The organism is Qaidamihabitans albus, from assembly GCF_016464705.1.
GTDB lineage: Bacteria > Actinomycetota > Actinomycetes > Mycobacteriales > Pseudonocardiaceae > Qaidamihabitans > Qaidamihabitans albus.
Genome location: NZ_JAEHOB010000002.1, coordinates 201225 through 212770, shown reverse-complemented (window position 1 = coordinate 212770; position 11546 = coordinate 201225). Strand labels below are relative to the sequence as shown.

Genomic DNA, 11546 nt, shown 5'->3' with positions numbered 1-11546 from the left:
GCGCCCCTTGCGTTTTGCCGGTGCCTACAGGCCCAGCTCGTCCTCGAAGTTGCCCTCTTCGAGCCGGTTCTTGATCGTGGTGAGGAACCGGCCCGCGTCGGCACCGTCGACCAGCCGGTGGTCGTAGGTGAGTGGCAGGTAGGCCATCGAGCGGATGGCGATGGTGTCGCCGTCGCCGTCGCTGATCACCACCGGCCGCTTCACGACCGCGCCGGTGCCGAGCATCCCGGCCTGCGGCTGCACGATGATCGGGGTGTCGAACAGCGCGCCGTTGCTGCCGATGTTGGTCACCGTGAACGTGCCGCCGGTGAGCTCCTCCGGCTTGACCCTGTTGGTGCGCGCCCGCTCCGCGAGGTCGGCGATGCGGTGCGCGAGCCCGGCGAGGCTGAGCTCGCCCGCGTCGTGGATCACCACGGAGAGCAGCCCGCGCTCGGTGTCCACGGCGATGCCCAGGTGCACGGCGCCGTGGTAGGTGATCTCCTTGGTCTCCTCGTTGTAGGACGCGTTGACGTTCGGGTGCTGCTTGAGCGCCTCGACCGTCGCCTTCGCGAAGAACGGCAGGAACGTGAGGTTGACGCCCTCGCGTTCGCGGAACGCCGCCTTCGCCCGCTGGCGCATCCGGGCGATCTTGGTGACGTCCACCTCGTGCACCTGCGTCAGCTGCGCGGAGACCTGCAGCGACTCCTTGGTCTTCTGCGCGGTGATCTGCCGGATCCGGCTGGCCTTCTGGACGGTGCCGCGCAGGGCCGCCTTCTCCGAGTCCGACACGGCGGGCCGGGCGCTGGGGGCGGACGGCGCGGAAGGTGCGGAAGGTGCGGACGGCGCCTCGGCCGGCCGCTCGGCGGCGGCCGGTGCGGGCTCCTGCTCCTTCTTCTGCTTCTCCTCGACCGCCGCGAGCACGTCCTGCTTCCGGATGCGGCCGCCGACGCCCGTGCCCCGCAAGGTGCCGAGGTCGATGTCGTGTTCCGACGCCAGCTTGCGCACCAGCGGTGTCACGTACGGGGCACCCGCACCGTCCTGAGCGGACGGCTCGGCCGCGGCGGCGGGCTCCGGCTGCTGCTGGGGCTGCTCCTGAGGCTGCCGCTGTTGCGGCGGCTGCTGCTGGGGCTGAGCCTGGGCCGGCGCGGGGGCCGGTTCCGGCTGCTGCGTCTGCTGCTGGGGAGGGGCCTGCGGCGCGGGCTCCTCGGCCGGTGCCTGCGGCTGCGGCTGCTGCTGGGGCTGCTGGGGCTGTTGCGGCTGTGCCGGCGCGGCCGCCTGCGCCCCGGGCTGGCCGATCACGGCGAGCCTGCCGCCGACCTCGACGGTCTCGTCCTCGCTCGCGCTGATCTCCAGGATCGTGCCGGCGACGGGGGAGGGCACCTCGGTGTCGACCTTGTCGGTGGAGATCTCGAGCAGTGGCTCGTCCACCTCCACGGTGTCGCCGACCTGCTTCAGCCAGCGGGTGACGGTGCCCTCGGTGACGCTCTCCCCGAGTTCGGGCAGGTTCACCGGGGTGCCCTCGGCCTGGCCGCCGCCCTCGGCAGGCGCCTGCTGCTGCGCCGCGGGCTCCGGCTGCTGCTGGGGCTGAGCCTGGGGCTGGGGCTGGGGTTCGGCCTGCGGCTGCTGCTGGGGCTGCTGGGGCTGCTGCTGCTCCGGCTGGGCCTGCTGCTCCGGCTGCTGCTGGGGCTGGGCCTGCTCCTGGGACGGTGCGGGGGCGGCCGGTTGCGCGCTCGCGCCACCGCCACCACCGGACCCGTCGTCGATCACGGCGAGTTCCGCGCCGACCTCGACCGTGTCGTCTTCGCGTGCCACGATCTTCTGCACCGTGCCGGCGACGGGGGAGGGCACCTCGGTGTCGACCTTGTCGGTGGAGATCTCGAGCAGTGGCTCGTCCACCTCCACCGTGTCACCCTCCTGCTTCAACCACCGGGTGACGGTGCCCTCCGTGACGCTCTCACCGAGCTCCGGCAATGTGACGGAGTACGCCATCGTTCGCTGACTCCCTTGACTGTGTCTGGTGTGGTCTGGTTCTGCGCCGCGCTGCTAGCCGTGCACGTGCAGCGGCTTGCCGGCCAGCGCGAGGTGCGCTTCGCCGAGAGCCTCGGTCTGGGTCGGATGGGCGTGGACAAGCGGGGCGACATCCTCGGGGAAGGCCTCCCAGTTGTAGATGAGCTGCGCCTCGCCGATCAGCTCGCCGACGCGGTCGCCGACGAGATGCAGACCGACGACCGGCCCGTCCGGTGCCTTGACCAGCTTCACCCCACCGGAGGTCTTCAGGATCTGGCTCTTGCCGTTGCCGGCCAGGTCGTAGGTGAACGTGGTGACGTCCGAGCCGTACTTCTCCTTGGCCGCGGTCTCGGTGAGCCCCACGGAGGCGACCTCCGGGTGCGAGTAGGTGACCCTGGGGATCCCCGCCTCGTCGATCGGGGTCGGGTTCAGTCCCGCGATCTCCTCGGCCACGAAGATGCCCTGCTGGAAGCCGCGGTGCGCGAGCTGCAGGCCGGGCACGATGTCGCCGACCGCGTAGACGTTGTCCAGGTTCGTGCGCAGCCGCTCGTCGGTGGGCACGAACCCGCGGTCCATCCGCAGCCCGGCCTCGTCGTAGCCGTGGCCCGCGGTGTTCGGGCCGCGGCCGACGGCGACCAGCATCAGGTCGGCCTCCAGCGTCTCGCCGGATTCCAGCGACACGCTCACGCCCTTGTCGTCCTGCTTGGCGCCGGTGAACCGCACACCTGTCTTGAAGGCGATCTTGCGCTTGCGGAACGCGCGTTCGAGCTGCTTGGACGCGAACTCGTCCTCGTTGGGCACGAGCCGCGGCAGTGCCTCGACGATCGTGACCTCGGCACCGAAGGAGGCCCAGACGCTGGCGAACTCGACGCCGATCACGCCGCCGCCGAGCACGACGACCTTCTCCGGGATGTAGTCGAGGTTGAGGGCGTCCTCGCTGGCGATGATCCGGCCGCCCAGGTCGAGGCCGGGCAGCGTCTTCGAGTACGAGCCCGTGGCCAGCAGGACGTTCTTGCCGGTGTACCGGGTGCCGTCGACGTCCACCGAGGTGCCGCCGGCGAAGGTGCCGGTGCCCTCGACGTAGTTGATCTTGTGCGCCTTGGTCAGTCCCTGCAGCCCCTTGTAGAGGCGCGAGACGATCGTGTCCTTGTACTTGTTGACCCCGGCGATGTCCACACCCTCGAGGACGGTCTTGACACCGAACTGCTCGCCGTCGCGGGCCGAGTCGGCGACCTCGGCCGCGTGCAGGAGCGCCTTGGTCGGGATGCAACCTCGGTGCAGGCAGGTGCCGCCCAGCTTGTCCTTCTCGATCAGGGTGACGGAAAGGCCCAGCTCGGCCGCGCGGAACGCCGCGGCATAGCCGCCCGATCCGCCACCGAGGATCACTAGGTCGGCGGAGGTGTCGGTCACTTGTCAAACTCCTCGGCTGGCAGTGGCGATCGTGTACACGGGCGCCGTGGGTGCGCTCATCACACCTCATCTTGTCACTACGTCTGACAGGCTTGCGACCTAGTGCTCGTGTGCGGGCACACACGCCGCCGGTCCCCGGGATAATGATCGGGAAGCCCGTGAGAGGAGACGTGATCGACGTGGGGTTGTTCGACGCGCTGCGAGGCAGACGCAAGGGCGGCCGTAAGGGTAGCGGCAAAGGTGGCGGCAAGCCGGGGACGCTGCGGCAGGCGAGCGACGCCGACACCCGGCATCTGGACGAATGGGCAGGTCAGCGCCGGGGTGTCGAGGCATTCGTCGAGCCGCGCACCGCGGTCACCGAGACCACCGTGGTGCTGGTCGCCCACGACGGTGAGTGGACGCGGCGGCGGATCGGCAGCCTGGAGGCCGCCCAGCGCTTCGGCAAGAAGAGGTCGATGCCGGTCTACGAGGTCGCCAAGACCGGTTACCCACAGCGGATGCGCGACTACACCGAACGGCAGCGGATCCTGGAGCGCAGGCGCAGGGCCGAGCGCGACTCGTGACCGGTCACCGGGCGGCCTCCAGCAACCTGCGGTGCTCTTCGAGGACGGCCCGGACGCCCGCGTAGCTGGTGCTGCCGAAGAGCGGATCGTGTTCGGTGACCCGGCCGCTTCCCGGATGCAGCACGAGCACGGGAGGGTCGCTGATCGCGATCCCCGCTGCCGTGCCGCCGGTGCCGAGTTCGCTCGCGGCGAGCAGGCGAGGGAAGACGACGTCGGCCGGCAGCCCGTCACAGGCGAGCAGGAACTCCCGGTACTCACCCGGCAGAGGGACGCCGAGCCGCATCTGCGCGGCCGTGACCTCGGCGGGCGCGGCGGGTGGTGGCACCGCGTCCGGCTCGTCGCGCAGCCGCATGATCTCGGTGACCAGTCCCAGCCAGTCCCCGTGCCGGGTGTGCTCGGTGACCGGCCGGTAGCGCGTGTGCAGCGCGGCGACCAGCGCCCCCGCGCAGTCGCCCGGCCATTCGTCCGGCACCGGCAGCGCCCCTCCCGCCAGCAGCGGCGCGACGTGCCGGCAGGCGGCGAGCGTCGCGACGTCCGGCCGGGGCCGCCGCCACGCTAGCTCGGCCCAGCGCCGCAGCGCGTCCTTCGCCGCGTCCTGCTCGCCCGCCCGCGCGCACGACTCCGCCTCGGCGGCGAGCGCACGCAGCGGGTCCGGAGCGCGGGGCTCGTCCAGCCGGTCGGCCACGCCGGTGACGATCCGCGCGACGGTGGAGTCGCCGAGCAGGTCGGACGGCAACGCCGGCTCGGTGCGCTCCAAGTGGGCCCGGTGCGCCGCCTCCTCCTCGTCGAGATCCAGCGGAGGCAGCTCGGCGGCCCAGTCCGGTGCGCCGCCGCTCCGGGTGGCGAAGAGCATGGCCCACGCCCTCGCCTGCACGGGGCCGGCGACCAGCGCGGTCAGCGGCCGTTCGGTGGCCGCGCGCCAGCGGCGCACCAGCCGGTCGGCCTCCTCGGCGGCACCCGCGGCGGCGATGAGCAGCGCCGCGTGTCCGACCGCCGCGTCGACGCCCGGGTCGGCGGCCGTGAGCACCTCGCGCACGGCCGCCTCGGTGTAGGTCGGCTGCTCCCCGGTCACCCGTTGTCGGCGATGTCCGCGAGCGTCGCGGCGATCGTGCGCACCGGCACGCCGGTGCCGCCCTTGCCGGTGTAGCCCCACGGGGAGCCGGTGTTGTAGGACGGCCCCGCGATGTCGATGTGCGCCCACGGCAGGCCGTCGGCGACGAACTCGCGAAGGAAGACACCGGCCGCGAGCATGCCGCCCCAGCGGTGCCCGGTGATGTTGGCGAGGTCGGCGAGCCGGGAGTCGAGGTCGCCGCGCAGCTCCTCCGGCAGCGGCATCGCCCAGCCGTGCTCGCCGGTGGCCCGCGCGATCGCGGCGACGCGGTCGCGGAAGGTGTCGGAGCCCATGATCCCGGCCGTCCGGGTGCCGAGTGCGACGATCTGGGCGCCGGTCAGGGTCGACGTCTCGATCAGGTAGTCGGGGTCGTCCTCGGCCGCGCGCACGATCGCGTCGGCGAGCACGAGCCTGCCCTCGGCGTCGGTGTTGAGCACCTCGACGGTCTTGCCGCCGTACATGGTCAGGACGTCACCGGGCCGGTAGGAGGTGCCCGAAGGCATGTTCTCCGCGAGCGGGATGTGCGCCGTCACCTCGAGCGGGTACTTGAGCTTCGCGGCGAGCACCACCGAGGCGAGTACCGCGGCGGCCCCGGACATGTCCGAGGTCATGTTGTCCATGCTCGCGGCGGGCTTGATCGAGATGCCGCCGGTGTCGAACGTGATGCCCTTGCCGACGAGCGCGACCTTCGTCCGCGCCTTCGCGCCCCGATAGCCGATGCGCAGCAGGCGCGGCGGGCGGGAGGAGCCGCTGCCGACGCCGAGGATGCCGCCGAACCCCTTGCGCTTGAGCGCTTTCTCGTCCAGCACCTCGAACTCGAGCCCGGCCGACTCGGCGAGCTTGCGCGCGCGCTCGGCGAACGAGGCGGGGAACAGGTCGTTCGGCGGCGTGTTGATCAGGTCCCTGGCGATGATCACCGACTCGGCGATCGCGGTCGCGGCCTTCAGCGTCGCGCGGTGCTCCCGCTGGCTGCCCTCCGCCGGGCTCGCGACGTCCATTGTGGACACCGGCGCGTCGCCGGGCTCCGACTTGTACTCGGTGAAGCTGTAGGCGCCGAGCACGGTGCCCTCCACGGCGCCCTGCAGGTCCACGGCCGAAAGGGTGGTCAGCGCGCGGCCGGTGCCGGCGAGCGCGCGGCCGGACGCCCCGGCGGCGCGGCGCACCTGGTCCTGGCCGAAGGTTCCGTCGGCCTCCGGCTTGCCGAGTCCGGCGGCCAGCACGAACCCCGCGGGCAGCTTGCCCAGGGTCGGCAGCTTGACGATCTCCTCGGCCTTGCCGGTGGCCCCCAGCGTGCGGAGCACCTCGGCGAGCGTCCCGCCGAGCGCCTCGTCGACCGCCTCGGTGCCCGGCGCGAGCTCGACGCCGTCCCGGCCCTGCACGGTGCCGACGACGACGGCCTCGGCCCGGGTCTTGCCCAGCGCCGTCCTGGTGTTCTCGGTAAGGGCAAGCTTCGGCAGGCTCACGTCTGGCTCCTGGCTTCCGGTTGCTGGTGCACGCCGGGCGGTTACCCGGGCTGATCGTGGGCCATGCTATTGACCCACCCGGCGCGCGATGAGAGGGAGGTGGCGGGGATGCGGCTCGGCGCGGGCCTTCCCGTCGCGCTCGCCGTGGCCTCCGCCGCTGCGGGCTGGGGGCTGCTCGGCGGGCTCGTGCTGGCGGCCGCGCTCGCCGCGTGCACGCCGTGGACGGTGGCGGCGGGCCGGGCGCCGCGGCTGCTCGCCTGCACGCGCGCGGCGGCCCGGCTGGGCGTGCTCGCGCTGTGCGGAACGGTGTTCGCGGCCTACCTGGTGCCGGAACGCCCGGCGCTCGCGGCGGCCGGGTTCGTCGCGGTGGTCACCGCCGTGGCGGTCGCGGGACTGCGCACGGTCCCGTACCGGCGCTGGGTGGCCGGTGCGCTGCTCGTCGCGGCGGCCGCGTTCGTGGCGCTGTGCGTGGCGGTCCCGCCGGCCGCCTCGCCCGCGCGGGCCGGACTGGACGCCCGGGGTGTGCTGCTCGCCGGTGCCGTGCTGTTCCCGCTGCTGAGCGGCTTGCCGCGGCTCCGGCTGGCGGTGGGGTCCGTGGTCGCGGCAGCCGTCGCGGCGGCGGCGCTGTACCAGCTCGGGCCGGTCCGGCTCGGCCTTTCGCCGACCTCGCTGCGGGACGTCCTCGGAGCCGCCGACGCCGCGGCGCTGCAACCGTTGCTCAGTGCTGTGGTCGTGCTCGCGACCGCGACGGCCGGGCTGGCCGCCCTCGGCGGCGCGCACGCCGAGGGCGTGCCCGCTATCGGACCCGGCCGCAGCGGGACCACGGTGGCGCTCGGACTGGGAGCGGCGCTGGCCGCGGCCGTGCTCGGTCCTGTCGGCGCGTTGTTGCTGGCGGCGGCGCTCACGCTGGCCGGTGCGGCTGCCGCGGCCGGTGTCGTGCTCCGGCACGAGCGGCGCGCCGGTGCCACCTTGGCCACCTTGGCCACCGTGCTCTCCGTCGTGCTGCTCGCCGGGCTGGTTTCCGCGGGCGCTCAGGCCATCATGTAGGCAAGACCCAGCAGCACCAGGGCGGCGACGGCCAGCCCGGCCATCGAGGCGCCGGGCAGGTCGCGCGGGAACACCTTCTCGTGCAGACCCTTCCACCACACGACGCCGAACACGGCGCCGATGATGCCGAGGAAGCCGCCGAAGCCGCCTGCCATGATGTAGCCGATCAGCACGAGCATGCCCGCCGCGAAGGTGAGCAGCGCGGCGGCGGCGAAGGTCTTGGCGTCGGACGCCGGGCCGGCCGAGACGCCGTTACCGGGGGGCGGCCGCGAAGGCTGGTAGGTCACGGCATCCATGCTAGGTGCCGAGCCCAGGCCTCGTGAGTGCGCACACGAGTTCTAACTCGCGTGCGCGCTCACGAGCGCAGTCGGGACCGCGGAATGTTCTGACGTCCAACTAAGCGATATCCTCCTCGGCATGACGACGACGAACCTCTTCACCAGGACCCTCAGCACGACCCCCGCCACGGCGGAGCGGGTCGCGGAGGTACTGGCGAAGCCCGGGTTCGGAACGAACTTCACCGACCACATGGTGACCGTGCGCTGGACCGCCGAGCGCGGCTGGCACGACGCGGGCGTCCGGCCCTACGAGGCGCTGACCCTCGATCCGGCCACGTCGGTGCTGCACTACGGCCAGGCCGTCTTCGAGGGGCTCAAGGCGTACCGGCAGCCGGACGGCTCGATCGGCGCCTTCCGCCCGGACGCCAACGCCGCCCGCTTCCGCCGCTCCGCGCGCAGGCTCGCGATGCCGGAACTGCCCGACGAGCTGTTCCTCGGCTCGCTCGGTGAGCTGATGACGGTGGACGGCCACTGGGTGCCGACCAAGCAGGGCGACTCGCTGTACCTGCGCCCGTTCATGATCTCCACGGAGGCCGGGCTTGGCGTGAACCGGCCGGCGGGCTCGTACCTGTACTCGCTGATCGCCTCCCCCGCGGGCTCCTACTTCGCGGGCGGAGTGCAGCCGGTGAGCGTGTGGCTGTCCACGGAGTACGTGCGGGCGGCGCCGGGCGGGACCGGCGAAGCCAAGTGTGCGGGGAACTACGCCGCCGCGTTCGTGGCGCAGGCCCAGGCCGTGGAGCAGGGCTGCGACCAGGTGGTCTGGCTGGACGCGGCGGAGCGCCGGTGGGTCGAGGAGATGGGCGGGATGAACCTGTTCTTCGTCTTCGGCTCCGGCGAGGGCGCGCGGCTGGTGACTCCCGAGCTGAGCGGTTCGCTGCTGCCCGGCATCACCCGGGACTCGCTGCTCACGCTCGCGGCGGATTTCGGCTACCGCGTCGAGGAGCGCCGCATCTCCACCGACGAGTGGGAGAAGGCCGCGAGGTCCGGGGAGCTGACCGAGGTGTTCGCGTGCGGCACGGCCGCGGTGATCACGCCGGTGGGCCGCGTCAAGCACACGGGCGGCGAGTTCCTGGTCGCGGGCGGGCAGCCCGGCGAGGTGACCATGCGCCTGCGCGAGGAGCTGACCGGCATCCAGGAGGGCACCCGGCAAGACCCGCACGGCTGGATGCACACCCTCGCCCCACCCCCCGCCGCGTAAGTCCCGTCCCCTCGTGAGTGGCCACGCGAGTTCTAACTCGCGTGGCCACTCACGAGGGGTCTTGGGGGGTGGCCTCGGCGAGCACGCGCACCGCCATCGACAGCAGCGGTAGCGCCGCGACCGCGCCCGCGGCGCCGCCCACGCGGATGCCCAGGTCGACGAGCGGTTCCAGATCCAGGTGTTCCAGCGCGAGCACGTGTGCCGGCTCGCCCGAGCGGTGCGCCGCCTGCCACCACGACCGGGCCCCCGGCGCGAGCTCCTCGGCGACCAGGGCGGCGGCCCCCGCCGAGAGCCCGTCCAGCAGGACCGGCGTGCGCCGCACCGCAGCCTGTGCGAGGAAACCGGTCATCGCGGCCAGGTCCGCGCCGCCCGCCGTTCGCAGCAGCGCCACGGGATCGCCCAGCACCGGCTTGGCCCTGCGCAGCGCGTCGCGCACGGCGAGCGTCTTGCGCATCCAGGTCCGGTCGTCGATGCCCGAGCCGCGGCCGGCCACGGCCACCGGTTCCGTACCGGTCAGCGCGGCCACCAGCACCGCGGCCGGCGTGCTGCCCGCCACCCCCAGCTCGGCGGGCACGAGCAGGTTCGCGCCGCCGTCCACCTCCGCGTCGGCGATCCGCGCACCCGCTTCGAGCGCTTCCTGCACCTCCTGCTCGGTCAGCGCGTCCTCGACGTCGATCGAGCCGGAGCCACGGCACACCTTGAACTCTTCGTCCGCCCCGCCCGGCTCGCCGTCCACCGCGACGTCGACCACGCGCACGCTCGCGCCCGCCGTGTCGGCGAGCACGCTGAGCGGCGCGGCACCGGCGAGCACCGCGTCCACCAGCCGCACCGTGGTCCCCGGCGGGTGGGCGGACACGCCCCTGGCCGCGACGCCGTGATCGGCGGCGAACACGACCACGCGGGGCCGGGTGAGCGGGCGCGGCGGCGACTTACCCTGGCAGGCGGCGACCCACGCACCGAGGTCCTCGAGCCTGCCGAGCGCGCCGGCCGGCCTGCCGAGCGCGCCGTGCCGCCGGTACGCCTCCGCCCTGGCGTTCTCGTCGGGCTGGGGTACGTCGCGGATGCCGGCGAACTCTGTGCGCACGGGCACAAGCTACCGGGCGTCCCACGTGAGCAGTGCCCTGGCCAGCGAACTGTCGCAGACGAGCACGTCGAGCACCCGGGTGCGCAGCGCGCCGAGCGCGCCGCTCGCCTTCTCCGGGCCCGCCGCCACCCCGGCGACCGTGCCGATGGCCGCGAGGTCGGCGAGCGAGAGACCGAGTACGCGGTCGTCGGCCGGGCCGGTCAGCGGTGAGCCGTCGGCGTCGAAGAACCGGGCGCACAGGTCGCCGACCGGCCCGGCGGCGTCGAACCTGGCCTGTTCCTCCGCGGTCAGGTTCATGGCCTTGACCAGCGCCGCCGAGGAACCATGGCCGACGCTGCCGATGCCGACGATCGCCACCTGCGCGCGCCGGGCGGCCTCCAGCGTGCGCTGGACCGTCGGCTCGGCGAGCAGCACGTCCCGGCCCGCCTTCGAGGTGAGCAGCGCGGGGGCGTGCAACCGCTGGAAGCTGCCGCCGACCCGGCCCGCGAGGTCGCGGACGAGTTCCTCCCCGGTGATCGCGGAGTCCACGGCGGACAGCCCGCCGACGAGCGGCAGCACCTCGACGTCCAGCCCGCCCTCGTCCGGGATGTGCTGCACCACGGCCTGTAGCCCGTGGCCCCAGGACACGCCGACCTGCTGGCCCGGCTGCAGGGTCTCCAGCAGCCAGCGGGCGCCGAGGTCGCCGACCCTGGCCAGCGGCCGGTCGCCGCTGTGGATCTCCGCGACGCGGCAGTCGCGCAGCCCGAACCGCCCGGCGAGCTCGCTCTCCAGCCCCAGGTCGCGGCCGGTCGGGTCGTTGATCTGGATCCGGACGATGCCGCGTTCGCGGGCCGCCGTGAGCATCCGGGAGACACTCGACCGGCTCACCTCCAGCGCGGTGGCGACCTCGTTCTGCGAGCGCCCCTCCTCGTAGTACAGGCGCGCGGCTCTGACCAGGAGTTGCTGGTCGCGGGGCGGTGGCATCACGCCTCCGGGTCGCTGGCCAGGAGCGTCGATAGTTCGGACAGCGCACTGTCGGCACCTTCGCCGTCGGTCCGCAGGATCACCTCTTCCCCGTGCCCGATCGCGAGGCTCAGCACGGACAGCATGCTGCGCGCGTCCACGGGCTCCGTGCCGGGGCGGCCGATCGACACCAGGCCCGGATGTTTCGCCGCCGCCTTGACGAACAGGCTGGCCGGCCGGGCGTGCAGGCCGACCGGGGACGCGATCTTCACGCGGATCTCCGGCATGCGTGCTCCTTCGATGTTGGGTCTTGTCGCCGTCGGAGCGGCATGTTACACACATCACTGTCAAACGTGAAGAACGTGCGCACATAAGTGCAAACAAGCGGTGTCAGGGGGCCGGAA

General features: G+C 73.1%; 11 protein-coding genes. 3 read left to right on the top strand and 8 right to left on the bottom strand.

What is annotated here, in order from left to right:
- Positions 1 to 24: 24 nt before the first annotated feature.
- The gene (gene sucB, locus JAP66_RS04240) at positions 25 to 1968 is read right to left on the bottom strand and encodes a 2-oxoglutarate dehydrogenase, E2 component, dihydrolipoamide succinyltransferase (protein ID WP_199430221.1); all 1944 of its coding nucleotides are present in this window, start codon (positions 1966 to 1968) and stop codon (positions 25 to 27) included.
- Positions 1969 to 2022: 54 nt separating this feature from the next.
- Complete coding sequence (lpdA, locus tag JAP66_RS04235; RefSeq protein WP_199430220.1) at positions 2023 to 3396, bottom strand: dihydrolipoyl dehydrogenase; 1374 nt, start codon at positions 3394 to 3396, stop codon at positions 2023 to 2025.
- Positions 3397 to 3575: 179 nt separating this feature from the next.
- Here lpdA and JAP66_RS04230 point away from each other — a divergent pair, with 179 nt between their 5' ends.
- On the top strand, positions 3576 to 3959 hold the full coding sequence (locus JAP66_RS04230) for an oxidoreductase (protein WP_199430610.1): 384 nt from the start codon (positions 3576 to 3578) through the stop codon (positions 3957 to 3959).
- 4 nt (positions 3960 to 3963) lie between these two features.
- On the opposite strand, the gene JAP66_RS04225 is transcribed toward JAP66_RS04230, so the two are convergent.
- Both JAP66_RS04225 and JAP66_RS04220 read right to left on the bottom strand, forming a co-directional pair.
- Positions 3964 to 5031 (bottom strand): SMI1/KNR4 family protein, encoded by a 1068-nt coding sequence (locus JAP66_RS04225; RefSeq protein ID WP_199430219.1) that lies wholly within the window; start codon positions 5029 to 5031, stop codon positions 3964 to 3966.
- A complete protein-coding gene (locus JAP66_RS04220; protein WP_199430218.1) occupies positions 5028 to 6533 on the bottom strand; it encodes a leucyl aminopeptidase in 1506 nt (501 codons plus the stop codon). Before JAP66_RS04220 ends, JAP66_RS04225 begins: the two co-directional genes overlap by 4 nt.
- Before the next feature lie 108 nt (positions 6534 to 6641).
- Here JAP66_RS04220 and JAP66_RS04215 point away from each other — a divergent pair, with 108 nt between their 5' ends.
- Positions 6642 to 7580, top strand: a complete 939-nt coding sequence (locus tag JAP66_RS04215; RefSeq protein ID WP_199430217.1) for a hypothetical protein — start codon at positions 6642 to 6644, stop codon at positions 7578 to 7580.
- Here JAP66_RS04215 and JAP66_RS04210 read toward each other — a convergent pair.
- Positions 7565 to 7876 carry a hypothetical protein gene (locus tag JAP66_RS04210; RefSeq protein ID WP_199430216.1) on the bottom strand — a complete coding sequence of 104 codons (312 nt, stop codon included), beginning with the start codon at positions 7874 to 7876 and terminating at the stop codon, positions 7565 to 7567. The genes JAP66_RS04215 and JAP66_RS04210 overlap by 16 nt on opposite strands.
- 121 nt (positions 7877 to 7997) lie before the next feature.
- Here JAP66_RS04210 and JAP66_RS04205 point away from each other — a divergent pair, with 121 nt between their 5' ends.
- Positions 7998 to 9116 carry a branched-chain amino acid aminotransferase gene (locus JAP66_RS04205; protein WP_199430215.1) on the top strand — a complete coding sequence of 373 codons (1119 nt, stop codon included), beginning with the start codon at positions 7998 to 8000 and terminating at the stop codon, positions 9114 to 9116.
- A 49-nt stretch (positions 9117 to 9165) separates the two neighbouring features.
- On the opposite strand, the gene cobT is transcribed toward JAP66_RS04205, so the two are convergent.
- The 3 genes from cobT to JAP66_RS04190 are packed head-to-tail and all read right to left on the bottom strand — an operon-like array spanning position 9166 to position 11429.
- Entirely contained in the window at positions 9166 to 10200 is a 1035-nt protein-coding gene (gene cobT, locus JAP66_RS04200; protein ID WP_199430214.1) for a nicotinate-nucleotide--dimethylbenzimidazole phosphoribosyltransferase, read from the bottom strand.
- A gap of 9 nt (positions 10201 to 10209) precedes the next feature.
- Positions 10210 to 11163, bottom strand: coding sequence for a sugar-binding transcriptional regulator (locus tag JAP66_RS04195; RefSeq protein ID WP_199430213.1), 954 nt, complete (start codon positions 11161 to 11163; stop codon positions 10210 to 10212).
- Positions 11163 to 11429 carry an HPr family phosphocarrier protein gene (locus JAP66_RS04190; RefSeq protein WP_199430212.1) on the bottom strand — a complete coding sequence of 89 codons (267 nt, stop codon included), beginning with the start codon at positions 11427 to 11429 and terminating at the stop codon, positions 11163 to 11165. Before JAP66_RS04190 ends, JAP66_RS04195 begins: the two co-directional genes overlap by 1 nt.
- Positions 11430 to 11546: the final 117 nt, after the last annotated feature.